21 protein-coding genes are annotated in these 22,538 nt (G+C 71.7%); 12 read left to right on the top strand and 9 right to left on the bottom strand.

Going from position 1 to position 22,538, the window contains the following annotated elements:
• Positions 1–42: 42 nt before the first annotated feature.
• A complete protein-coding gene (locus tag ACWD3E_RS33710; protein ID WP_451391330.1) occupies positions 43–687 on the bottom strand; it encodes a MerR family transcriptional regulator in 645 nt (214 codons plus the stop codon).
• 90 nt (positions 688–777) lie between these two features.
• On the opposite strand from ACWD3E_RS33710, the gene ACWD3E_RS33705 reads away from it, so the two are divergent.
• The gene (locus tag ACWD3E_RS33705; protein ID WP_451391329.1) at positions 778–1,305 is read left to right on the top strand and encodes a DUF4188 domain-containing protein; all 528 of its coding nucleotides are present in this window, start codon (positions 778–780) and stop codon (positions 1,303–1,305) included.
• 329 nt (positions 1,306–1,634) lie between these two features.
• Here the strand turns inward: ACWD3E_RS33705 and ndgR are convergent, their stop codons facing one another.
• Positions 1,635–2,351: an IclR family transcriptional regulator NdgR gene (ndgR, locus tag ACWD3E_RS33700; protein ID WP_009320373.1), complete on the bottom strand. Its 717-nt coding sequence runs from the start codon at positions 2,349–2,351 to the stop codon at positions 1,635–1,637.
• A 192-nt stretch (positions 2,352–2,543) separates the two neighbouring features.
• On the opposite strand from ndgR, the gene leuC reads away from it, so the two are divergent.
• The 4 genes from leuC to ACWD3E_RS33680 all read left to right on the top strand — a co-directional run bounded on the left by leuC (position 2,544) and on the right by ACWD3E_RS33680 (position 5,875).
• Positions 2,544–3,977 carry a 3-isopropylmalate dehydratase large subunit gene (leuC, locus tag ACWD3E_RS33695; protein WP_451391328.1) on the top strand — a complete coding sequence of 478 codons (1,434 nt, stop codon included), beginning with the start codon at positions 2,544–2,546 and terminating at the stop codon, positions 3,975–3,977.
• Between the two features lie 5 nt (positions 3,978–3,982).
• The gene (leuD, locus tag ACWD3E_RS33690; RefSeq protein ID WP_451391327.1) at positions 3,983–4,576 is read left to right on the top strand and encodes a 3-isopropylmalate dehydratase small subunit; all 594 of its coding nucleotides are present in this window, start codon (positions 3,983–3,985) and stop codon (positions 4,574–4,576) included.
• Positions 4,577–4,863: 287 nt separating this feature from the next.
• Positions 4,864–5,094, top strand: a complete 231-nt coding sequence (locus ACWD3E_RS33685; protein WP_451354903.1) for an SCO5555 family protein — start codon at positions 4,864–4,866, stop codon at positions 5,092–5,094.
• A 136-nt stretch (positions 5,095–5,230) separates the two neighbouring features.
• On the top strand, positions 5,231–5,875 hold the full coding sequence (locus ACWD3E_RS33680; RefSeq protein ID WP_451391326.1) for an HU family DNA-binding protein: 645 nt from the start codon (positions 5,231–5,233) through the stop codon (positions 5,873–5,875).
• 88 nt (positions 5,876–5,963) lie between these two features.
• On the opposite strand, the gene ACWD3E_RS33675 is transcribed toward ACWD3E_RS33680, so the two are convergent.
• The gene (locus tag ACWD3E_RS33675; protein ID WP_451391325.1) at positions 5,964–6,167 is read right to left on the bottom strand and encodes a hypothetical protein; all 204 of its coding nucleotides are present in this window, start codon (positions 6,165–6,167) and stop codon (positions 5,964–5,966) included.
• Between the two features lie 62 nt (positions 6,168–6,229).
• Positions 6,230–6,868 carry a 2-phospho-L-lactate guanylyltransferase gene (cofC, locus tag ACWD3E_RS33670; RefSeq protein ID WP_451391324.1) on the bottom strand — a complete coding sequence of 213 codons (639 nt, stop codon included), beginning with the start codon at positions 6,866–6,868 and terminating at the stop codon, positions 6,230–6,232.
• 210 nt (positions 6,869–7,078) lie between these two features.
• Here cofC and ACWD3E_RS33665 point away from each other — a divergent pair, with 210 nt between their 5' ends.
• The 3 genes from ACWD3E_RS33665 (at position 7,079) to ACWD3E_RS33655 (ending at position 10,119) form a co-directional block, all read left to right on the top strand.
• Positions 7,079–7,849 (top strand): lysophospholipid acyltransferase family protein, encoded by a 771-nt coding sequence (locus tag ACWD3E_RS33665; protein ID WP_451354899.1) that lies wholly within the window; start codon positions 7,079–7,081, stop codon positions 7,847–7,849.
• The gene (locus tag ACWD3E_RS33660; RefSeq protein ID WP_451391323.1) at positions 7,846–8,856 is read left to right on the top strand and encodes an NAD(P)H-dependent glycerol-3-phosphate dehydrogenase; all 1,011 of its coding nucleotides are present in this window, start codon (positions 7,846–7,848) and stop codon (positions 8,854–8,856) included. Before ACWD3E_RS33665 ends, ACWD3E_RS33660 begins: the two co-directional genes overlap by 4 nt.
• A 93-nt stretch (positions 8,857–8,949) precedes the next feature.
• Positions 8,950–10,119, top strand: a complete 1,170-nt coding sequence (locus ACWD3E_RS33655; RefSeq protein WP_451391322.1) for a D-alanine--D-alanine ligase family protein — start codon at positions 8,950–8,952, stop codon at positions 10,117–10,119.
• A 25-nt stretch (positions 10,120–10,144) separates the two neighbouring features.
• Here ACWD3E_RS33655 and ACWD3E_RS33650 read toward each other — a convergent pair whose 3' ends face one another.
• Together ACWD3E_RS33650 and ACWD3E_RS33645 are read right to left on the bottom strand one after the other, a co-directional pair.
• Entirely contained in the window at positions 10,145–10,663 is a 519-nt protein-coding gene (locus tag ACWD3E_RS33650) for a DUF3515 domain-containing protein (RefSeq protein ID WP_451391321.1), read from the bottom strand.
• Between the two features lie 20 nt (positions 10,664–10,683).
• A complete protein-coding gene (locus ACWD3E_RS33645) occupies positions 10,684–10,917 on the bottom strand; it encodes an Lrp/AsnC family transcriptional regulator (RefSeq protein ID WP_003997603.1) in 234 nt (77 codons plus the stop codon).
• 249 nt (positions 10,918–11,166) lie between these two features.
• On the opposite strand from ACWD3E_RS33645, the gene ACWD3E_RS33640 reads away from it, so the two are divergent.
• Both ACWD3E_RS33640 and thiD read left to right on the top strand, forming a co-directional pair.
• Positions 11,167–12,132, top strand: a complete 966-nt coding sequence (locus ACWD3E_RS33640; RefSeq protein ID WP_451391320.1) for a thiamine-phosphate kinase — start codon at positions 11,167–11,169, stop codon at positions 12,130–12,132.
• Positions 12,129–12,929, top strand: coding sequence for a bifunctional hydroxymethylpyrimidine kinase/phosphomethylpyrimidine kinase (gene thiD, locus ACWD3E_RS33635; RefSeq protein WP_451391319.1), 801 nt, complete (start codon positions 12,129–12,131; stop codon positions 12,927–12,929). The genes ACWD3E_RS33640 and thiD overlap by 4 nt, the downstream gene beginning before the upstream one ends.
• Positions 12,930–13,043: 114 nt before the next feature.
• On the opposite strand, the gene rpmB is transcribed toward thiD, so the two are convergent.
• A complete protein-coding gene (rpmB, locus tag ACWD3E_RS33630) occupies positions 13,044–13,229 on the bottom strand; it encodes a 50S ribosomal protein L28 (RefSeq protein WP_009190838.1) in 186 nt (61 codons plus the stop codon).
• A gap of 258 nt (positions 13,230–13,487) precedes the next feature.
• Between rpmB and ACWD3E_RS33625 the strand changes: the two genes are divergently transcribed.
• Positions 13,488–15,236: a DAK2 domain-containing protein gene (locus tag ACWD3E_RS33625; protein WP_451391318.1), complete on the top strand. Its 1,749-nt coding sequence runs from the start codon at positions 13,488–13,490 to the stop codon at positions 15,234–15,236.
• Positions 15,237–15,248: 12 nt separating this feature from the next.
• Here ACWD3E_RS33625 and ACWD3E_RS33620 read toward each other — a convergent pair whose 3' ends face one another.
• Both ACWD3E_RS33620 and ACWD3E_RS33615 read right to left on the bottom strand, forming a co-directional pair.
• Positions 15,249–18,230, bottom strand: coding sequence for a tetratricopeptide repeat protein (locus tag ACWD3E_RS33620; protein ID WP_451391317.1), 2,982 nt, complete (start codon positions 18,228–18,230; stop codon positions 15,249–15,251).
• Positions 18,230–20,089, bottom strand: a complete 1,860-nt coding sequence (locus ACWD3E_RS33615; RefSeq protein WP_451391316.1) for an HSP90 family protein — start codon at positions 20,087–20,089, stop codon at positions 18,230–18,232. The genes ACWD3E_RS33620 and ACWD3E_RS33615 overlap by 1 nt, the downstream gene beginning before the upstream one ends.
• 177 nt (positions 20,090–20,266) lie before the next feature.
• On the opposite strand from ACWD3E_RS33615, the gene recG reads away from it, so the two are divergent.
• Entirely contained in the window at positions 20,267–22,489 is a 2,223-nt protein-coding gene (recG, locus tag ACWD3E_RS33610) for an ATP-dependent DNA helicase RecG (protein WP_451391315.1), read from the top strand.
• Positions 22,490–22,538 lie beyond the last annotated feature (49 nt).

Raw genomic sequence — 22,538 nt, 5'->3', positions numbered from 1 at the left:
CGCACAGGGAAGGCCCTCCACTTCGGTGGAGGGCCTTTCGCGTTACTTGAAGCCGTAGCGCCGCGCGGACTCCTCCTCCTGCGCCAGCCGGTGCAGCGCCTGGAGCAACGGCTCGGCCAGGATCGCTCCGAGCACCGCGGTCTCCACCTTCTCCGCCTCCGAGGGGTGCGTCTCCACGAAGTCGAGGTCGAGGATCGCCGCCTGGTGCATCAACTGGGCGTAGGCGGCGAGCCGTTCGGGGGCCCAGTCGTAGCCGAGCCGGCGGAGCGCGGCCACGGACACCACGAGTGAGCGGTACGCGGGGGAGAGGGTGGTGAGCATCTTGGCGTTCGACCAGCCCAGCGAGTCCAGCAACTCGTCCGCTTCGCGGTGTGCGGCCTGGATGTACTCGTCGTCCTCGTCCGGCTCCGGCAGCTGCGGCAGCGCCCACAGGGCGGCGCCCATGCGGATCGTGCGGCCCAGCGAGTCGTCGTCGACGTGCCCGAGCACCTCCCGGACCGTCGCCACCGGGATCCGGCCGACCTGAATCATCGCGCGCACCAGCCGCAGCCGGCGCAGGTGCTCCTCGTCGTACTCCGCGGTCGTCATGTTGACCTGGCGGCCCGGGGCCAACAGCCCTTCACGCAGGTAGTACTTGATCGTCGCGGTCGACACACCGCTGCGTCTGCTCAACTCGGCGAGCCGCATCCCTTGCGCCCTTTCTTGGATAACGGCACTATCTAAGCATGCGCCGCTTGGATAGCGGTGCTCGCCGATGTTGGGTGACGAGGGGGAGCCGTGCCTGAAAACCGGATCGTCCGGGGTCGTACGACCGCGGATGCCGAGGGCGATGTGGTGGTCCTGCTGATAGGCATGCGGATCAACCGCTTCTGGGCGGTGCACGTGTGGCTGCCGGTGATGCTGGCGATGTTCCGCATGCTGCGGGAGCTGAAGCGCGACCCGGCACGCGGCCTGCGCAGCCACGTCCTGCTGACGGCATCGCCGCGTACGTACTACGTCGTGCAGTACTGGGAGTCCAAGAAGCAGCTCTACGCCTACGCGACCGCGCCCGACGCCTTCCATCACGAGGCCTGGGCAACCATCAACCGCAAGGACCGAGCCGGGAAGCTGGCCGGACGCGTGGGCATATGGCACGAGACGTACGTCGTCCCCGAGGGCTCCTACGAGGCCATCTACGGCGACATGCCGGCCGTCGGCCTGGCCGCAGCCCACGGCCAGATCCCCCTGGAGCGCCGCGGCCGCTACGCCAAGGACCGCTTCGCCTACCGCTCACAGCAGACGCCGACGGCAGAGAAGACCGGCTGAGCGGGCGAGACGGCTGGTCTACGGGGGGGGCGCTGGGGAGGCCAGCTGGCGGGGGAGCCGGTCGACGAGGGAGCCGGTCGACGAGGGAGCCGGTCGACGAGGGAGCCGTGCACGTGAGGCCGGCTGGCGGGGGAGCCAGTCGACGAGGGAGCCGTGTACGCGAGGGCGGCTGGCGGGGGAACCGGTCGGCAAGGGAGCCGTGTACGCGAGGCCGGTCCGGCAGGGGAGCCGGTCGGCAAGGGAGTCGTGCGCGGGAGGTCGGCTGGTGGGGGGAGCGAGGAGGGGCTGCCGCGGCGTTGGGGCAGGCCCTCCTCGGGGTTTCCGGGGGTTCAGCCGGAGCGGCGCAGGGCCTCGGAGAGGCGGGCGGCGGCGTCGATGACCGCCTGGGCGTGCATACGGCCCGGGTGGCGCGTCAGGCGCTCGATCGGGCCGGAGACGGACACCGCGGCCACCACGCGGTTGGAAGGGCCGCGTACGGGCGCTGAGACGGACGCGACGCCGGGCTCCCGCTCGCCGATGGACTGGGCCCAGCCGCGCCGCCGTACGCCCGACAGGGCCGTCGCCGTGAAGCGGGCGCCCTGGAGGCCGCGGTGCAGGCGCTCCGGCTCCTCCCAGGCCATCAGAATCTGTGCCGACGAGCCCGCCTTCATCGTGAGCGTGGAGCCGACCGGGACCGTGTCCCGAAGTCCGGACAGCCGCTCCGCCGCGGCCACGCAGATGCGCATGTCACCCTGGCGTCGGTAGAGCTGCGCGCTCTCGCCGGTGACATCGCGCAGGTGCGTGAGCACCGGGCCCGCCGTGGCCAGCAGGCGGTCCTCGCCGGCCGCCGCGGCCAGTTCCGCGAGGCGCGGGCCGAGGATGAACCGGCCCTGCATGTCGCGTGCCACCATGCGGTGGTGTTCCAGAGCCACGGCCAGACGGTGGGCCGTGGGTCGTGCCAGTCCGGTGGCTCCGACCAGACCCGCGAGGGTGGCCGGACCGGACTCCAGAGCGCTCAGGACGAGGGCCGCCTTGTCCAGAACGCCGACGCCGCTACTGTTGTCCATGCAACGATATTCACGTCTCACTCTGTGAAACGCAAGTTCAATTTTCCGTGGAACCCGCCACTCTGGAATCACACAGCGGCCCGTGGACCAAAGGGCCTGGCGGCGGGCGCCCGGAATCAGCAGGGGCGAGGGTGCCGCCTCCTCAAGATCTCTAGTTGGGCCGCAGAACATTTGCCGGCCGAAGGGAAAGCGATGGGTAGGACACTCGCGGAGAAGGTCTGGGACGACCATGTCGTCCGGCGCGCCGAGGGCGAGCCCGACCTCCTCTACATCGATCTGCACCTGCTGCACGAGGTGACCAGCCCCCAGGCCTTCGACGGCCTGCGCAAGAGCGGTCGCCAGGTGCGCCGCCTCGACCTCACCATCGCGACCGAGGACCACAACACCCCGACCCTCGACATCGACAAGCCGATCGCCGACCCGGTCTCCCGCGCCCAGCTGGAGACCCTGCGCAAGAACTGCGCCGAGTTCGGCGTGCGCCTGCACCCGCTCGGCGACGTCGAGCAGGGCGTCGTCCACGTCGTGGGACCGCAGCTGGGTCTGACCCAGCCGGGTACGACCGTCGTCTGCGGTGACTCCCACACCTCCACGCACGGCGCCTTCGGCGCCCTGGCGTTCGGCATCGGCACCTCCCAGGTCGAGCACGTGCTCGCCACCCAGACGCTGCCGCTGGCCCGGCCCAAGACCATGGCCATCACCGTCGAGGGCGAGCTGCCCGAGGGCGTCACCGCCAAGGACCTGATCCTGGCGATCATCGCCAGGATCGGTACCGGCGGCGGCCAGGGCTACATCCTTGAGTACCGCGGCTCCGCCATCGAGAAGCTCTCGATGGAGGCCCGGATGACCATCTGCAACATGTCGATCGAGGCCGGCGCCCGCGCGGGCATGATCGCCCCCGACGAGACCACCTTCGCGTACCTCAAGGGCCGCCCGCACGCCCCTGAGGGTGCCGACTGGGACGCCGCCGTCGCGTACTGGAAGACGCTGAGGACCGACGAGGACGCCGTCTTCGACGCCGAGGTCGTCATCAACGCCGCCGAGCTGTCCCCGTTCGTCACCTGGGGCACCAACCCCGGCCAGGGCGCGCCCCTTTCGGCGTCCGTCCCCGACCCGGCTTCGTACGAAGACGCTTCGGAGCGCCTCGCCGCCGAAAAGGCCCTGGAATACATGGGGTTGGAGGCCGGCCAGCCGCTGCGCTCCATCAAGGTGGACACCGTCTTCGTAGGCTCCTGCACCAACGGCCGCATCGAGGACCTGCGCGCCGCCGCCGAGCTGCTGCAGGGCCGCAAAGTCGCCGACGGCGTACGGATGCTGGTCGTCCCGGGCTCCGCGCGGGTGGGTCTGCAGGCCGTTTCCGAGGGCCTGGACGTGGTCTTCAAGGAGGCCGGCGCCGAATGGCGGCACGCGGGCTGCTCGATGTGCCTCGGCATGAACCCCGACCAGCTGGCCCCGGGTGAGCGCTCCGCGTCCACCTCCAACCGCAACTTCGAGGGCCGGCAGGGCAAGGGCGGCCGTACGCACCTGGTGTCGCCGCAGGTCGCGGCGGCCACCGCGGTCCTGGGCCACCTGGCCTCGCCCGCCGACCTGACCGACGTAACCGCCGCTGCCGCGCCCGCTGGAGTCTGAGAATCATGGAAGCCTTCACCACCCACACCGGCCGGGCCGTCCCGCTGCGCCGCAGCAACGTCGACACCGACCAGATCATCCCTGCTCACTGGCTCAAGAAGGTGACCCGGGACGGATTCGAGGACGGGCTGTTCGAGGCCTGGCGCAAGGACCCGGAGTTCGTGCTCAACCGTCCCGAGCGGCAGGGCGCGACCGTCCTGGTCGCCGGGCCCGACTTCGGCACCGGCTCCTCCCGCGAGCACGCGGTCTGGGCGCTGCAGAACTACGGCTTCAAGGCCGTGATCTCCGCCCGCTTCGCGGACATCTTCCGGGGCAACTCGCTGAAGAACGGCCTGCTCACGGTGGTCCTCGACCAGAAGACCGTGGACGCGCTGTGGGAGCTGACCGAGAAGGACGCGACTGCTGAGGTCACTGTGGACCTTGAGGCTCGTGAGGTGCGCGCCGAGGGCATCACCGCCTCCTTCGAGCTGGACGAGAACTCCCGCTGGCGGCTGCTGAACGGCCTGGACGACATCTCCATCACCCTCCAGAACGAGGACGACATCGCCGCCTACGAGGCCAAGCGCCCCTCGTACAAGCCGCGCACGCTCCAGGGCTGAGATCCACACCCTGAAGGGCCGGACCTCCGCACCCTGAGGGGTCGAGTTTCGGCCACCTCAACGCCTAGCCTGTACCCCCGATCGCCACGATTGGGGGTACAGCTGTGTCTGCACCCGGAAGGCCCCGCGCGCTCGCGCTGCCGCCCTCAACTTCCCACGTTAGGAGGGTGATTGGCGGGGTACGCGCACCGGTGGATCCGGGCTTTCGGAGCGGCCGAGAGGGCTGTCAGGGGCGGCAGTTACCCCCTGCGCAGGCGACAACTCGCCCCAGATGGCACAATCTGTGCATGGAACACGACGGCCAACTCGACCTCTATACGGCAGTCGCGGACCAACTAAAGGAAGCGCACTCCCGGGTGCGCGCACTGCAAGTCCCGGAGGGCGTACGGATGGCGCTGACCCGGAAGCTGCTGGTCATTACGGCCGCGGCCAAGCACGATCTCGCCGATGCGGCAAGGCGGCTCGAACGGTTCACCGCGGACCTCGACGAGGGTCGGATCCCCGAAGAGGACAGCTGAACAGTTCGATACAGCCGAGTCCGTTGCGGCACAAGGGTGATAAGCCCGTTTCGTGTTTGATTTGCGGTATATATCTGCCTAACGTGCGAAAAAGCTTGAACACTTTCGTTCTGGCGATGTCTCCGAAGGGGAAGACGTGAACAAGGCGCAGCTCGTAGAAGCGATTGCCGACAAGTTGGGTGGCCGCCAGCAGGCTGCCGAGGCTGTCGACCATGTCCTGGACGCCATCGTCCGCGCGGTCGTCTCAGGTGAGCGGGTCTCGGTCACCGGCTTCGGGTCCTTCGAGAAGGTGGACCGCCCCGCCCGTTACGCCCGCAACCCCCAGACGGGCGAGCGGGTTCGGGTCAAGAAGACCTCCGTTCCGCGCTTCCGTGCCGGCCAGGGCTTCAAGGACCTGGTGAGCGGCTCGAAGAAGCTCCCGCGGGGCGGCGAGGTCTCCGTCAAGAAGGCCCCCAAGGGCAGCCTCACCGGCGGTGCTGCCGCGACGGTCAAGAAGGCCGCCGCGAAGAAGACCGCCAAGGCTGCCGCGAAGAAGGTCACGGCCAAGAAGGCCGCACCGGCGAAGAAGGTCACCGCCAAGAAGGTCACCGCGAAGAAGGTCACGGCCAAGAAGGTCACGGCCAAGAAGACCACGGCCGCCGCCAAGACGGCTGCCGCGAAGAAGACCACCGCCAAGAAGGCCCCGGCGAAGAAGGTCACCGCCAAGAAGGCCCCGGCCAAGAAGTCGACGGCTCGCAAGACCACCGCCAAGAAGGCCACCGCTCGCAAGGCGACGTCGTAAGGACGCCAAGGCACTCACGCGCCGGGCCGGACTCCCCTGGGGAGCCCGGCCCGCGGCGTATGTAAGGGGAGTTACCGCATAACGGCAGTTACAGCGTCTGAAGCGTCACGAGGGTGATCCGGACGGTGTCCTTCTCGCCCTCCGTCTCGATCCGCACCCGCTGCCCCGGCCGCAGCAGCCGCAGCCCGCCCGCGTCGAACGCGGCGGCATCGAAGGGCACGGGGGTGCCGTCGTCCAGCAGCACCTGCCCGCTGCGGGTTTCGGGGTCGTACGTGTACGCGGTCGCTTGCATGGCGGCCAGCCTAATGCTCGGGCGTTTGCGGCACCTTGCCGACGTCCGTGAGCGCCCCCGGCTCAGGACCCCGGGATCAGCAACCCGGCCGACACCGCTGCCGTATGCCGGCCCACCCCCAGCGCCAGCGCCGCTCGCAGGTCCGCGCCCGTGTCCACGTCCTGTCGTACCGAATCCACCGCCGGCAGCCGCAGTTCCGCCGCGCCCGAGGCGCGGTGGCGGGCGCGGGAATCGGTGCCGAAAGCCGGGAGCAATTCCTGGCCGGGTGCCGCGGCCAGCAGCGTCGTGCCGAGTGCCGCCGCGTCCGGGAGAAAAGCCCGCGGGAATTCCGCCGCCGCCTCCAGTACCCGGGACAATTCGCGTGGGCGCAGCGCCGGCAGATCGGCGTTCAGGGCCGCGACAGGGACGTGGGGGGACATTTCCCGTACGACGGCGGCTCCGTGCCTCAGAGCGGCGTTCAGGCCGCTTCCCGGGGCGTCAGGGACGATCCGCGCACCCAGCGCCGCCAGCTCCCGGCCGGCCAGCTCGTCGTCCGTGACGACCGCCACACCCGCGACCGCCCCGCAAGCGAGCGCCGCGGCCACCGTGTCCTGCGCGAACGCGAGTGCCAGTCCCGGGCGCACCCCGTCGGCGGCGGTGTCCGAGAGCCTGCTCTTGGCCAGCGCCAGAGGCTTCAGGGGGATGACCAAGGTCCACTGCACCGGCGTACCGTCCCTCTCTTGTCGCACACATTGTCACCCGGGCGATCTGGCGGGTTGCGTATCGGGGAGGGGCGCGAAGCTCGATGCAAGGGCGGTGGCGGGTGACGGGCGGGCGTACGGTGTTCTCGACAGACCGGCGGCCTGGAGCGACACTTGTGCGGCCCCCGGCCCAGGTGGCAGCCCCTTAGAGGCCTAGAGGAAGGTGTCCGCGTGCCCCGCCGCAGAATCGGCTTCTGGTACCGCTTCGCCGCGGTGATCTGCAAACCGCCGCTGGTGGTTCTGATCAAGCGGGACTGGCGTGGAATGGAGCACATTCCGGCCGAGGGCGGATTTATCACCGCGGTGAACCACAATTCCCACGTTGATCCCTTTGCGTACGCCCATTACCAGTACAACACCGGACGGGTTCCGCGATTCCTGGCGAAGAGCGGGCTTTTCAAGAAGGGATTGGTCGGCGCCGCCATGCGCGGCACCGGACAGATCCCCGTCTACCGCGAGAGCACGGACGCGCTCAGCGCCTTCCGCGCCGCGATCGACGCCGTGGAGCGCGGCGAGTGCGTCGCCTTCTACCCCGAGGGCACCCTCACCCGCGACCCGGACGGCTGGCCCATGACCGCCAAGACCGGCGCCGCGCGCGTGGCCCTGCAGACCAAGTGCCCGGTAGTCCCGGTCGCCCAGTGGGGCTGCAACGAACTGCTGCCGCCCTACTCGAAGAAGCCCAACCTCTTCCCGCGCAAGACCCACCACGTCCTCGCGGGCCCGCCCGTGGACCTCTCCCGCTTCTACGACCAGGAGATGACCGCCGAGCTCCTGAAGGAGGCCACGGAGGCCATCATGGCGGCCGTCACCCGCCAGCTGGAGGAGATCCGCGGCGAGAAGGCGCCCGCGACGCCGTACGACCCGCGCCTGGAGCGGATCGAGCAGCGCCGCCGCACGCAGGCGCAGACGACGGGCAAGCAGGAAGAGGGGCAGAGCAAGTGAGCAAGCCGGTCAAGGCGGCGGTCTTCAGCGCCGGTTCGTGGGGCACGGCCTTCGGCATGGTGCTCGCGGACGCCGGGTGCGAGGTCACCCTGTGGGCACGCCGCTCGGAGGTCGCGGAGGCGATCAACACCACCCGGACCAACCCGGACTACCTCCCGGGCGTCGAGCTTCCGGAGAACCTCCGCGCGACCACCGATCCCGCCGAAGCTGCCGCCGACGCCGACTTCACCGTCCTGTCGGTCCCCTCGCAGACCCTGCGCGCCAACCTCGCCGAGTGGGCCCCGCTGCTCGCCCCCGGGACCGTCCTCGTCTCCCTGATGAAGGGCGTCGAACTCGGCTCCACCATGCGAATGAGCGAGGTCATCGAGGACGTCACCAAGGTCGGCCCCGAGCGCATCGCGGTGGTCACCGGGCCCAACCTGGCCCGCGAGATCGCCGCCCGCATGCCCGCCGCCGCCGTGGTCGCCTGCACCGACGAGGCCGTCGCCCGGCGCCTCCAGGCCGCCTGCCACACGCCGTACTTCCGGCCGTACACCGAGACGGACGTGGTCGGTTGCGAGCTGGGCGGTGCCGTGAAGAACGTCATCGGCCTCGCCGTCGGCATCGCGGACGGCATGGGGCTCGGCGACAATGCCAAGGGCTCGCTCATCACGCGCGGTCTCGCGGAAACCGCGCGGCTCGGGGTCGCGCTCGGCGCCGACCCGCTGACGTTCTCCGGACTCGCGGGCCTGGGCGACCTGGTGGCCACCTGCTCCTCGCCGCTGTCCCGCAACCACACCTTCGGCACCAACCTCGGCAAGGGCATGACCCTGGAGGAGACCATCGCGGTCACCAAGCAGACCGCCGAGGGCGTCAAGTCCTGTGAGTCCGTGCTGGATCTGGCCCGCCGGCACGGCGTCGACATGCCCATCACCGAGACGGTCGTCGGAATCGTCCACGAGGGCAAGCCGCCGGTGGTCGCTCTCAAGGAGCTGATGTCGCGCAGCGCGAAGCGCGAGAGGCGCTGACCACGACGCTGAGCGACCGTCCGTGCGACGCTGAGCGACGGCGGCCAAGTGGGCGCTGACTCGGGGGATACCAGCGGGTACTCTCAACCCGATATGAGCACCGAGAACCTCCCCCAGAGCCCTGAGCAGCCGTCCGAGCAGTCGTCCCGGAAGCCGCGTGTGGCCGTTGTATTCGGCGGGCGCAGCTCCGAACACGGGATCTCCATGGTCACCGCCGGCGCCGTCCTCAAGGCCATCGACCGGACGAAGTACGACGTCCTGCCGATCGGCATCACGCGGGAGGGCCGCTGGGTGCTCACCGCCGACGCGCCGGAGCGGATGACGATCACCGACCGCCGCACCCCCGAGGTCCAGGAGCTGGCGGAATCCAGCGAGGGCGGCGTCGTGCTCCCCGTCGACCCCGCGAACCGCGAGGTCGTCTACACCGAGCCCGGCTCCGTGCCCAAGGCCCTCGGCGAGGTCGACGTGGTCTTCCCGGTGCTGCACGGCCCCTACGGCGAGGACGGCACCCTCCAGGGCCTCCTGGAACTGTCCGGGGTGCCGTACGTGGGCTCCGGCGTGCTCGCCTCGGCCGTCGGCCAGGACAAGGAGTACATGAAGCGGGTGTTCACCTCCTTCGGGCTCAAGGTCGGCCCGTACGTGGTGATCCGGCCCCGCGAGTGGCAGCAGGACGAGTCCGCCGCCCGCAAGAAGATCATCGACTTCGCCGGCGAGCACGGCTGGCCGCTCTTCGTGAAGCCCGCGCGCGCGGGTTCGTCGATCGGCATCACCAAGGTCGACGACCTCTCCGGTCTCGACGAGGCCATCGCCCTGGCGCAGCAGCACGACCCGAAGATCCTGGTCGAGGCGGCGCTCAGGGGCCGCGAGATCGAGTGCGGCGTCCTGGAGTTCGAGGACGGGCCGCGCGCCTCCGTCCCGGCCGAGATCCCGCCGCCGGACGCGCACGCGTACTACGACTTCGAGGCCAAGTACATCGACTCCACGCCCGGTATCGTCCCGGCCCCGCTCACCGACGAGGAGACCGCCGAGGTGCGCCGTCTCGCGGTGGATGCCTTCGAGGCGGCCTCCTGCGAGGGCCTGGTCCGCGCGGACTTCTTCCTCACCGAGGACGGCGAGTTCGTGATCAACGAGATCAACACGATGCCCGGCTTCACGCCCATCTCGATGTACCCGCAGATGTGGCAGGCCACCGGCATCAGCTACCCGGAGCTGGTGGACCGCCTGGTGCAGGCCGCGCTGCGCCGCTCGACCGGGCTGCGCTAGCGCTCCCGTCTCACCGCATGGAGGTTCAGCGCATGGAGGCGATCCCCTTGGGGACCGCCTTCCTGACGGAGGGCGCGAGATCCGCGAGGATCGAGGCGCCCTCCGCTTGCGCCGACATGCCCTTGGGCACCGTCACCTGCACATAGGCCACTCGCTTGGCCGTGGTGAACCGCCAGGTGCCGTCGCCCTGCTTCTCCATGAGCCAGTCGACGCCGTCGACCCCGCCCGGGATCGCGTTCGGGTCACCGCCCTCGGCCACCTTCGGGTCGACCATCTTCGGCGGCCGTACGACACCGCAGCGCAGTATGATCGCCGGGTTTCCCCAGCCTGCCGTGTAGGCGGACCGGGGCGCGGGGTCGTTGCGGGTCCGTCCGTCCAGCTTCCCGGGCAGCACCGGGTGCAGCGCACGGCACGCCTTCGCCGTCCTGGCGTCGGGGGTGGGAACCGTGATCGCCGCGTTGTCGTCTGCCGAGGAGCAGCCCGCGACCGCGATCAGCAGGACGGGCGCGAGCAGGCCGAGGGGCCGGTGACGGAAGAAGTTCACCGGCCAAGCGTAGACGGGGGCTACAGATGCACGACCGGACAGGTCAGGGTGCGCGTGATGCCGTCCACTTGCTGGACCTTGGCGACCACCATGCGGCCGAGGTCGTCGACCGTGTCGGCCTGGGCGCGCACGATCACGTCGTACGGACCCGTCACGTCTTCAGCCTGGATCACTCCAGGGATCTTGCTGATGGTCTCGGCGACGGTCGACGCCTTGCCGACCTCCGTCTGGATCAGGATGTACGCCTGTACCACGGAACCTCCAAGGCGGCCACGAGGATCATGTGGGGAAAAGGAACGCCACGGTATCGCGTCGCCGCTCTCCGCGGGGAGACCCACGGAAACCGGGCTTGCGCGCCAGGGTGCAGGCACGACAGAAGTTGACGGTCCGCCCGACCGTATCGGACGGTCATCCTGACCGTATCTGACGGTCTTCTCGACCGTATCGAGGACACTGGTGACGCGCGAGCGGGCAAGGCAAGAGGCAGAAGGGGAGCAAGCGTCATGAAGGGCACTGTTGGTGAGCTCGGAGAGTTCGGGCTCATCAGGGAGCTCACCTCCCGTCTGACCACCACCCCGGCGGTCCGGGTCGGCCCCGGCGACGACGCCGCGGTGGTCGCCGCCCCCGACCGCCGGGTGGTGGCGAGCACCGACATCCTGCTGGAGGGACGGCACTTCCGCCGCGACTGGTCCACGGCCTACGACGTGGGCCGCAAGGCGGCGGCCCAGAACCTCGCGGACATCGCCGCCATGGGCGCCGTACCGACCGCACTGCTGCTCGGCCTGGTCGTCCCCGCCGAACTCCCGGTCACCTGGCCCAGCGAGCTGATGGACGGCCTGCGCGACGAGTGCCAGGTCGCCGGCGCCTCCGTGGTCGGCGGAGACGTCGTACGCGGCGACACGATCATGGTGTCGATCACCGCGCTCGGTGATCTGCGCAACCAGGAGCCGGTGACCCGCTCCGGAGCCCAGCCCGGCGACCTCGTGGCCGTCACGGGCTGGCTGGGCTGGTCCGCGGCCGGATACGCGGTGCTCTCCCGCGGCTTCCGCTCGCCGCGCGCCTTCGTGGAGGCCCACCGGCGCCCCGAGCCGCCGTACCACGCGGGTCCGGCCGCCGCCGCGCTCGGCGCGACCGCCATGTGCGACGTCAGTGACGGCCTGATCGCCGACCTCGGGCACATCGCCGAGGCCAGCAAGGTCCGTATCGACATCCGCTCCGGCGCGATCGACATCCCGTCCCAGATGAACGACATCGGACAGGCCGTCGGCGTCGACCCGATGCAGTGGGTGCTGACCGGCGGAGAGGACCACGCGATCGTCGCGACCTTCCCGTCGGACACCAAGCTCCCGGCCCGCTGGAAGGTCATCGGCGAGGTCCTCAACCTCTCGGCGCTGCCCCAGGTGACGGTCGACGGGGCGCCCTGGACCAGCAAGGGCGGCTGGGACCACTTCGGGGACCTGGAGTCATGAGCGCCTCTGCTGTGCCTCCCCGGGTTCTGACCGTGGCCGGCTCCGACTCCGGCGGCGGCGCGGGCATCCAGGCCGACCTCAAGACGATGCTGGCGCTCGGCGTGCACGGCATGAGCGTGATCACCGCCGTGACCGCACAGAACTCCCTGGGCGTGCAAGGCGCCTGGGAGCTGCCGGTGGAGGCGGTACGGGCGCAGTACCGCGGCGTCGTCGACGACATCGGCGTACAGGCTGTGAAGACCGGGATGCTCTCCTCGGCCGAACTGGTCGAGGCGGTCGCCGAGTTGATCTCCGGTACGGACGCCCCTGCGGTCGTGGACCCGGTCGGCGTCTCCAAGCACGGCGACCCGCTGCTGGCCGCGTCCGCGCTGGACTCGGTGCGCACCAAGCTGCTGCCGGCGGCGACCGTGGCGACCCCGAACCTGGACGAGGTGGCCCAACTCACGGGTGTACGGGTCCAGTCGGAGGACGATCTGCGACGGGCCGCGGCGGCCGTGCTGGCGTACGGGCCGCGCTGGGTGCTGATCAAGGGCGGGCACCTGGCGGGGGACGCCCTGGACCTGCTCACGGACGGCTCGGAGGAGCACTGGCTGCGGGCACCCCGCCACGACAACCGGCACACCCACGGCACGGGCTGCACGCTGGCCTCCGCGATCGCGTCGGGGCTGGCGAAGGGGCGCTCCGTGCCCGAGGCGGTGGCCGAGGCCAAGGAGTACGTCACCGGGGCGATCGCCGCCGGGTTCGCCCTGGGAGCGGGGATCGGGCCGGTGGATCACGGGTGGCGGTTCAGGGGCTGAACCACAGGAGGGGAGCAGGGGGAGCGGCGGATGGGTACGGCAAAAAGCCGGCCCACCCGGAGGTGGACCGGCTCAGTGCAGCGAACCAGCAGTGGCCGCGCGCTTAGCTGTGCGTCAGCGCGAGACCTTGCCGGCCTTGATGCACGAGGTGCAGGCGTTCACGCGCTTCGGCGTCCCGCCGACCACGGTACGCACACGCTGGATGTTCGGGTTCCAGCGACGGGACGTACGGCGGTGCGAAAACGAGATGTTGTTGCCGAAGCCCGGCCCCTTGCCGCAGACGTCGCAGTTGGCAGCCACGGGTCACTCCAAAGACTTCAGATGCACTTACGGATAATCCCGGCAGGCCGGGATCGAGATCATAAGACCTGAGATCTTGAGTGGCGTTGCCAGGGGACGGCCCGATCAGGATCGGGCAACCGGAGCAGCATACAACGGCTGCTTCGGTACAACGAAACTACCATGGCAGCTCAGGGCCCCGCTCCCGGCCCTCTTCCGGTGGACACCGGTGCAAGGTCTACGCTGCGTCCACCGTCCAGCCAGCTCAGGGAGGCGCAGGTGGCGCAGGTGCCGCAGACATTCTTCGATGCTCTCGCGGTGCGCACCTGGTGCGGTCTGGCGCTGCGGGCACTGGGGCAGGCGCGCGCCGAGATCGACGCGATCAACGTCTACCCGGTGGCGGACGGGGACACCGGGACGAACCTGTACCTGACTCTGGAGTCCGCCGCGGCGGCCGTGGAGGCCGTCTTCACCGGGTACGAGACCGGCTCCGAGGAACCCTCGCTCGCCGACGCCGTGCAGGCCATGGCCCACGGGGCGCTCATCGGGGCCCGGGGCAACTCCGGGACGATCCTGGCGCAGCTGCTGCGCGGCATGGGCCAGGTGCTCGCCGAGGCGGAGGCGTCGCACATCGACGGCACGGGGCTGCGGCTGGCCCTGCGGCACGCGGCCGACTCAGCCCGGCAGGCCGTGGCGCACCCCGTCGAGGGCACCGTGCTGACGGTCGCCTCGGCCGCTGCCGACGCCGCCGAGGGGGCGGGGGAGGCCGGGGACGACTGCGGGGCGATCGCGCGGGCGGCCTACGAGGGCGCGCGTGCGGCCCTGGCGGCCACTCCCGGCCAGCTGGCCGTGCTGGCGCGGGCCGGTGTGGTCGACGCGGGCGGACGGGGACTGGTGGCGGTGCTGGGGGCGCTGGTGGAGGCGTTCACGGGGGAGGCGGTGACCGGGCAGGCGATGACCGGGCAGGCGATGACCGGGGAGGTGGTGACCGGGGAGGTGGCTCGGGAGGCCGTGCCCGCCCCCGCTGCCGATGCGCACGCGCGCGTGGCCGCCGTTTCCGAGTGCGCCGAGGCCGACGAGCTGTGCGCCGACGGCGGGGAGAGCGGGGGCCCCGCCTTCGAGGTGATCTATCTCCTGGAGGCCGGTGACACGGCCGTGTCCCGGCTGCGTGAGCAGCTCGACGCCCTCGGGGACTCCCTCGTCGTGGTGGGCGGCGACGGGCTGTGGAACGTCCACGTCCACGTGGACGACGCGGGCGCCGCCGTGGAGGCCGGCGTCGAGGCCGGGCGGCCGTACCGGATCCGGATCACGCACTTCGGGCTCGGCGACGCGCACACGCGCGGCGAGCGCCCGCCGCGCGAGCGCGCCCAGCGGGCCGTCGTCGCCGTCGTACCGGGGGAGGGCCTGGCCGGGCTGTACACCGAGGCCGGCGCGACCACGGTCCTCGCGCGCCCGGGGGAGCCGCCGGCCAGCGGGGAGCTGGTGCAGGCCGTACGGCGCGCCCACGCGCGCGAGGTCGTGCTGCTGCCCAACGACGGCGAGCTGCGCCACACGGCCGCGGCGGCGGCCGAGCAGGCTCGCGCCGAGGGCATCCGCGTGGCCCTGATCCCGACCCGCTCGGCGGTCCAGGGCATCGCCGCGCTCGCGGTGCACGAGCCGGAGCGCCGGTTCGACGAGGACGTCGTCCAGATGACCTCGGCGGCGGGCGCCACCCGGTACGCCGAGGTCGTCGTCGCCGAGCACCGGTCCTTCACGACGGCCGGCATCTGCCAGGCCGGGGACGTTCTGGGCCTGATCGACGGCGATGTGGCGGTGATCGGCCAGGACGTCACCGCCACCGCCGAGACCGTGCTGGACCGCATGCTCCAGGCCGGCGGCGAACTGGTCACCGTCGTCGTCGGCGACGAGGCTCCGGAGGCTGTCGCCGAACACCTGGAGACCCGTGTACGCGAGTCCTACCTGGCCGTGGACACGGTGGTGTACCGGGGCGGCCGGCAGGGGGCACTGCTGCTCATCGGCGTGGAGTGAACCGGCCCCCGGTCATTGTCCGCTCCCGTCCAGCTGGAGCATCTGGTGCGCCTCCGCCCGTCGGGCCTGGACGATCTCGTCCGCGTCGTCGGCGCCCTCGTAGGCCGCGAGCACGCCGCGCGCGCGTGCCACCGCGTCGGCGGGCCGGCCCAGGTCGGCCTCCAGCCAGCCCGCGGCGAGTTCGGCGCCGGTACGGCTGTGCAGACCGTCGGCGCCGAGGGTGCCGAACAGCGTGGCCGCGCGGGCCATCTGGACCAGAGCGCCTTCGAAGGCCCCCTGAATCCCCTGATCCTGGTCCGCCTGATCTGCCTGATCTGCCTGGTCCGTCTCGTCCACCTCGGCCGCCGAGCGGGCCAGCAGTTCGCCGAACTGGCGGTGGGTGTTGGCGAGTTCGGCGGTGAGCTGATCGCGGGCCATCGGGCCGGCGGCGGCTTCCAGCGCCCGCTCGCACTCCCGCACCGCCTGCGCCATCCGCTCCCGCGCACCCTCCGCTCCGGCCTCTGCGCGCAGGGCCAGCCACGCGCGGGCGCGCAGGGAGCGGACGAGGAAGGGGGCGTTGCCGAGCGAGCGCCACAGGTCGCCCGCGCGCGTGTAGGCCTGGTCCGCCTCCTCCAGCAGCCCGGCGTTGCTCAGCGACTCGGCGGCGAGGTGGGCCAGCGTGGCGTGGTCCTGCTGCTCGGGCCAGTGCCGGGCGATCTCGGCGGCCCGCAGCCGGTGTTCGGCGGCGGCCCGGTGCTCGCCCAGCTCGCTCAGGCAGTCCCCGAGCCACCACCGGGCCTGCACGACCACGCCGTCGCCGTGCGTCTCGGCGCTGACCTCGGGCAGCACCGACTCCAGCACCTCGGCGGCCTCCGCGCACCGCCCCTCCCGGAGCAGGAAGCCGCCCAGCTGGTGCCGGGCCCAGACCCCCAGCGTCGCGCTCTCGCCCGCCTCGTCGGCCCAGTGCGCGGCCTCCAGGGCGTGCTCCGCCGCCTCCCCGGCCGCACCCCGGGCGCCGGTCACCTCGGCGAGCTGGAGGTGCAGCTGGGCCCGTCCGGCCGCCTCCACGTACGGCCCGCCGTGCTCCAGCGCCGACCGCAGCGCCCGCTCGGCCCCGGCCAGGTCACCGGCCTGATGGGCGAGCCCGGCGACCCGGACCTCGTACTCGACCGCGAACCAGGGCAGCCCCGCACCCACGTACTCCGCGGCAGCCCGCCGGAACAACTCCATGGCCCGCTCCACGTTCCCGGCCCGCTCGGCCAACTCCGCGAGCATCGCCCGCCCCTCGGCACCCCGGGCCGCAAGCCGCACGTCACCGTCACCACGCCCGTCCACGAGCGCCAGCACCTCGCGTACGGCCTGCTCGGCGTCGTGCAGGGCGGCGTCGGCGTCCCGCGCCGAGAGCGCGGCGGCTCCGCCCGCGGCCTCCGCCCCCGCGTCGACCCGGCGCATCAGGATCCGCGCCCTGCTCATCAGCACCGACGCCGCCTGTCGTACGCCGGTGGACTCCTCGGCGTAGAGCGCGAGGATCTCGTCGTACGGGGCGGTGACCGCCGCCAGTGCCGCGTCCGGCTCGCCTGCCAGGGCGCGGACGTGCGCTCCACGCGCGCGTGCCGCCAGAGCCTCCCCGGGGTCGCCCGCCTCCGCGTACAGGGCGGCGGCCCGGTCGAACAGGGCGATGCCCTCGGGGCCGCGGGACATCGCCTCGTGGTCGGTGAGCTCCGCCCGGGACCGCGGATCCAGCTCCACGTCCTCGGCGGCCCGTGCCACCGCCTCCCACGCCTCCAGGGCGCGCGGTTGCAGCGTGTCCGACAGCCGGCGTGCCTCGGTGAGGAGAGTGGCGAGGTCGGGCGGCTCCGGGGCCTCCTCCCGCGGGGGGCGCGCCGGGGCGGCCGTCCGCGCGGGAGCGCGTACGCCCAGCGGCAGGCGGTCCACCAGTGGTTGCTGGGCCATCCGTTCGCGGACGCGGTCGCCGACGTACGGCGTTGCGTTGCGCAGGTCGAACCGTTCGGCCAGGCCCAGTGCCTGCGCGCGCGCGTGCGCGGCGAGTTCCCGCGCGGTCCACACGCGGCCGGCCGGGCCCGGTACCCGTTGCTCGCCCAGGCCCAGTCCGGTCAGCCGGTCCATCAGCAGCGTCACCACGGCCAGGAAGTCCAGGCGGCTGCGCGGATGCCCGGAGTCCGTGAAGTACGCCGGCCGCTGCGCGAGCAGTTCGAGGCCGCGCGCCTCGTTGCCGGTCAGGGCGCAGAACTCCACGTGGTCGGCGTAGGCGCCACGCATGCTCTCCATGGGGCGGACGAGGCGGAAGCCGCGCAGGTGGTGGGCCCGGGCCTCCGCCACGCGGCCGAGGCGCAGCAGCGGCACCAGCGAGGACGCGAGCACCGTGTGCGGCTCGTGCGCGCAGCTGTACTCGCCCTCCAGCACCGGAGCCCACAGGTCCAGGGCCGCCGCGTCCCGGCCGCACGTGACCTGCCAGCTGCCCTGCCCGTGCAGCTCGCACGCGTGGCAGTCGGCCATCCGGTCCCGGTCCGCGGCCAGCCAGGCGGCGTACGCCCGCTCGGCCCGCGCCCGGTCCCCGATGTGCGAAGCCACGCTGAACTCGGCGCTGCGCACGGCCCGTTCGGAGTGGCCGGCGAGCCGGTAGCGGTGCTCCATCTCGCCGAGCCACTGCTCGATCGAGGCGAGCGGGATGTGCGGCTGGTCCAGCATGCCGGCCGAGACCCACTTGAACACCCAGTGCAGCGAGTGCGTCTCGTACTCGTCGAAGTCCTCCGGCCGTTCGTCCCACAGGCGCAGCAGCCGCGCGAACGGGACGAACATCTTGTCCTTCTCGGAGCTGTAGTTGTAGACCTTCAGCTGGTGCCCGAGCGCCTCGATCACGGCGAGCGGGATGTCCAGCTTCTCGGCCTCGGCGAGCAGTTGTTCCGCGCGCGCGTTGCGGGCCGGTCCCTCCGGCTGCTCGGAGTTCTCCGCCATCGCCCGGCGCAGCGCGTCGAAGTCCGTGATCTCACCCATCAGCGACCGTTCTCCCCATGCGTGCCCCCGTGTGACTCCCCGTGCGTGGCCCACTCCAGGAGGCCGATGAACGCCCGGTTGAGCAGTGCCGAGTCGGCGGGCCGCAGCGGGCGCTGCGCCATCAGCAGCGCCTGCCCGTACAGCGACTCGGTGGCGGTCCCGATCAGCTCCGGGTCCCCGAGCGAACTGATCCGGCGGATCAGCGGGTTGAGATGGTTGAGCACCAGACGCGCGCGGGGGGCGCTGCCGCGCAGCGAGCCCAGGATCCCCGCCCACAGGTCGTCCGCCTGCTCCTCGGCCTCCGCGCGGGCCTGCTCGTGCCGCGCGGCCCGGTCGTCCAGGTGCAGCGCCGGCACGGAGAGCGGGTGGAAGGCGCGCAGGACGACGTCACAGCCGAGCGGGTCCAGCTTCGCCCGCGCGGCTGCCAGGAAGCCGGACAGGGCCAGCTCCACGCCAGAGTCGACCGCGTCCAGGTGCGCGGTCACGGTGTCCGCGTCCAGCTCGGCGACCACCGTCCCCGGCCGCACCGCGGGCAGCGCCTCGACCAGCTCGCTGTCGTACGTGTAACCGCCGTTGACCACCCCGATGCCCTGCGCCGAGGCGATGGGCGCGACCTGCCGGTACTCCTCGACCGTCCGCGTGAAGTGCACCACCGGGTGCCGCTGGGCGAACTCCTCCAGGGACAGCTGCCCGTCCGTGGTCTCGAACGGCAGCCACGGCAGCATGGTGCGCAGCATGTCGCCGTCGTGCCGCGCCAGGGACTTCACGCCCAGGTGGTGCACGGCCAGGAAGGCGGAGAGCCGTTCCGGATCACCGGCGGCGAGCCCCGTCAGCCAGGAGCGAATCCTTTCGCCCAGGGCTTCCCGTACGGCGGCGAGGGTTTCGTCCTCGTACAGCGACTCGCGCGAGGCCGTGGGCCGCAGGCTGTCCGTGTCCAGCACGCAGCGCACGAAGAACGCCCAGTCCGGCAGCAGCTGTTCGGCCCGCTCGGTGAGGAGCATGCCCTTGAGATGCACCCGGTGGGTGGCCCGCTGGGCCGGGCTGACCGCCGACGGCAGCACGTACGCCACCCCGCGGATCCCGGCCAGCGGCACGTCCAGGTCGATCGAGTCCAGCGGGGTGAACCCGAACAGCTCGTGACAGTGCCGGGCCAGCGCCACCCTGCGGGCGGTGGGGGAGGGGTGGGGCCGGTCCCAGGGCGCCGGCAGGTCCGTGACCGGCTCCTCGCCCACCCGGACGTCGTACGGCAGCAGCGCGCCGAAGTCCCGGGCCAGCGCGCGCACCCGCTCGGGCGCGAGCCACTCGGCCGCCCCCGCCCGCGCCGTCAGGTACACCGTGGTGCCGGGCTCGGGCCGCTCGGCGTCGGGCAGCGTCCGCACGTGGTACGAGCCGTCGTCGCGCGCCGTCCACTCCACCGGTGGGGCCTCGGGCGTACGGGCGCTGCGGCTGACCACCCGGATGCGCTCGGCGACCACGAAACAGGCCAGCAGGCCGATGCCGAACTGGCCCAGGAAGTCGGAGCGGGCCTCCTGCAGGCCCTCCGCGCGCTTGGAGCTGCGTCCGATGGTCGCGAGCAGGCTGTGCACGTCCGACTCGGTGAGCCCGACGCCGCTGTCCTCCACGCGCAGCGCCCCGTCCGCGGCATGCAGCCGCACCCACGCCGGAGCACTGGGCTCTGCGGCCCGCCGGGCGGTGACGGCGTCCACGGCGTTCTGCAGCAGCTCGCGCAGATAGACCTTGGGGCTGGAGTAGAGGTGATGGGAGAGCAGGTCCACCAGACCGCGAAGGTCGACCTGGAACGTATGAGGTGTGTGAGGTGACTGGGATGCCTGGGCTGACTGCGAGGTCTGGGAGTCCATCGTCACTGCGCCGGAGGGGGGAGTGCGTACGGCGCGGGGTCGGGCGGTCCCGGTCTGGGGCGGTGACCGCGGGGGATGGCCGGAGCGCGCCATCCTAGGCCCGGAACGGCCTACCTGACCAGCGGTTTCCCGAATCCCAGCGCAGCGTCTACGGCATTGTCAGTGGCGTGGTGTGCAATGGAACTCGTGCCCGCACTGCAAGAACCGCTGAAGCAACCACTGAAGTCGGTGCTCGGCCCCGCCACCGCGAAGGTGATGGCCGAGCACCTAGGCCTGCGCACCGTCGGCGACCTCCTGCACCACTACCCGCGCAGATACGAGGAGCGCGGCCAGCTCACCCACCTCGCCGACCTCCCCATGGACGAGCACGTCACGGTGGTCGCCCAGGTCGCCGACGCCCGCCTGCACACCTTCGCCTCGTCCAAGGCCCCCCGAGGCAAGGGCCAGCGCCTGGAGGTCACGATCACCGACGGCAGCGGGCGACTTCAACTGGTCTTCTTCGGCAACGGGGTTCACAAGCCCCACAAGGAACTGCTCCCGGGCACCCGCGCGATGTTCGCCGGCAAGGTCTCCGTCTTCAACCGCCGCCTCCAGCTCGCCCACCCGGCCTACGAGTTGCTGCGCGGCGACACCGACGAAACGGTCGAGACCTGGGCCGGCGCCCTGATCCCCCTGTACCCGGCCACCGCCAAGCTGGAGTCCTGGAAGATCGGCAAGGCGATCCAGACGGTGCTCCCGAGCGCCCAGGAGGCCCTGGACCCCCTCCCGGACTCCCTCCGCGCGGGCCGCGGCCTCCTCCCCCTCCCCGAGGCCCTGCTCAAGATCCACCGCCCGCACACCAAGGCCGACATCGCCGACGCCCGCGCCCGCCTGAAGTGGGACGAGGCCTTCGTCCTCCAGGTCGCCCTGGCCCGCCGCCGGCACGCCGACGCCCAGCTCCCCGCCGTACCCCGCACCCCGAAGCCCGACGGCCTCCTGTCCGCCTTCGACGACCGCCTGCCCTTCACGCTGACCGAGGGCCAGCAGAAGGTCTCCAGGGAGATCTTCGACGACCTGGCTACCGAACACCCGATGCACCGGCTGCTCCAGGGCGAAGTGGGCTCGGGAAAGACAATGGTGGCCCTCCGGGCCATGCTCGCGGTCGTCGACGCCGGGGGGCAGGCCGCCATGCTCGCGCCCACCGAGGTGCTCGCCCAGCAGCACCACCGGTCGGTCGTCGAGATGATGGGCGAGCTGGCCGAGGGCGGCATGCTGGGCGGTGCCGAGCACGCCACCAAGGTGGTGCTGCTCACCGGCTCCATGGGCGCCGCCGCCCGCCGCCACGCCCTGCTGGACCTGGCCACCGGCGAGGCCGGAATCGTGATCGGCACGCACGCGCTGATCGAGGACAAGGTGCAGTTCCACGACCTCGGCCTGGTCGTCGTGGACGAACAGCACCGCTTCGGCGTCGAGCAGCGCGACGCCCTGCGCGGCAAGGGCAAGCAGCCGCCGCACCTCCTCGTCATGACCGCCACCCCCATCCCGCGCACGGTCGCCATGACCGTCTTCGGCGACCTGGAGACCTCGGTCCTGGACCAGCTCCCGGCCGGCCGTTCCCCGATCGCCAGCCACGTCGTCCCGGCCGCCGACAAGCCCCACTTCCTCTCCCGGGCCTGGGAGCGGGTCCGGGAGGAGGTGGGGAACGGCCATCAGGCGTACGTGGTCTGCCCTCGCATCGGTGACGACATCGACGAGGCGGCCGACCCGAAGAAGGCGAAGAAGTCCCCCGAGGACGAGGCCGAGAAGAGGCCGCCCCTCGCCGTCCTCGACGTGGCCGACCAGCTCGCCAAAGGCCCCCTCAAGGGCCTCGGGGTCGAGGTCCTGCACGGCCGTATGCACCCCGACGACAAGGACGCCGTCATGCGCCGCTTCGCGGCCGGCGAGACGGACGTCCTGGTCGCCACCACCGTCATCGAGGTCGGCGTGAACGTCCCCAACGCCACCGTCATGGTGATCATGGACGCCGACCGCTTCGGCGTCTCCCAGCTGCACCAGCTCCGCGGCCGGGTGGGCCGTGGCTCGGCCCCCGGCCTCTGCCTCCTGGTCAGCGAGATGCCCGAGGCCGGCGCGGCCCGCCAGCGCCTGAACGCCGTGGCCTCCACCCTGGACGGCTTCGAGCTCTCCCGCATCGACCTGGAACAGCGCCGCGAGGGAGACGTCCTCGGCCAGGCCCAGTCCGGCGCCCGCACCAGCCTCCGGGTCCTCGCCGTCATCGAGGACGAGGAGGTCATCGCGGAGGCGAGGGAGGAGGCGACGGCTGTCGTGGCGGCCGATCCGGAGTTGGCCGGCCTCCCCGGCTTGCGTACGGCCCTCGACGCTCTGTTGGACGAGGAGAGAGAGCAGTACCTGGAAAAGGGTTAGAGGTGAGTACCCAGGGGCGCGGGGAACTGCGCGACCAGCCACAATGAAC

The organism is Streptomyces sp. NPDC002676, from assembly GCF_053592455.1.
This window is presented reverse-complemented; position numbering and strand designations above follow the sequence as displayed.

What these genes read in the sequence shown, in the direction of transcription:
- ACWD3E_RS33620 (WP_451391317.1), bottom strand. Translation starts at nt 18,230, where the DNA reads ATGGGTGAGATCACGGACTTCGACGCGCTGCGCCGGGCGATGGCGGAG.
- thiD (WP_451391319.1), top strand. Translation starts at nt 12,129, where the DNA reads ATGAGCGCCTCTGCTGTGCCTCCCCGGGTTCTGACCGTGGCCGGCTCC.
- ACWD3E_RS33675 (WP_451391325.1), bottom strand. Translation starts at nt 6,167, where the DNA reads ATGCAAGCGACCGCGTACACGTACGACCCCGAAACCCGCAGCGGGCAG.
- leuC (WP_451391328.1), top strand. Translation starts at nt 2,544, where the DNA reads ATGGGTAGGACACTCGCGGAGAAGGTCTGGGACGACCATGTCGTCCGG.
- recG (WP_451391315.1), top strand. Translation starts at nt 20,267, where the DNA reads ATGGAACTCGTGCCCGCACTGCAAGAACCGCTGAAGCAACCACTGAAG.
- leuD (WP_451391327.1), top strand. Translation starts at nt 3,983, where the DNA reads ATGGAAGCCTTCACCACCCACACCGGCCGGGCCGTCCCGCTGCGCCGC.
- ACWD3E_RS33710 (WP_451391330.1), bottom strand. Translation starts at nt 687, where the DNA reads ATGCGGCTCGCCGAGTTGAGCAGACGCAGCGGTGTGTCGACCGCGACG.
- ACWD3E_RS33640 (WP_451391320.1), top strand. Translation starts at nt 11,167, where the DNA reads ATGAAGGGCACTGTTGGTGAGCTCGGAGAGTTCGGGCTCATCAGGGAG.
- ACWD3E_RS33685 (WP_451354903.1), top strand. Translation starts at nt 4,864, where the DNA reads ATGGAACACGACGGCCAACTCGACCTCTATACGGCAGTCGCGGACCAA.
- ndgR (WP_009320373.1), bottom strand. Translation starts at nt 2,351, where the DNA reads ATGGACAACAGTAGCGGCGTCGGCGTTCTGGACAAGGCGGCCCTCGTC.
- ACWD3E_RS33655 (WP_451391322.1), top strand. Translation starts at nt 8,950, where the DNA reads ATGAGCACCGAGAACCTCCCCCAGAGCCCTGAGCAGCCGTCCGAGCAG.
- ACWD3E_RS33615 (WP_451391316.1), bottom strand. Translation starts at nt 20,089, where the DNA reads ATGGACTCCCAGACCTCGCAGTCAGCCCAGGCATCCCAGTCACCTCAC.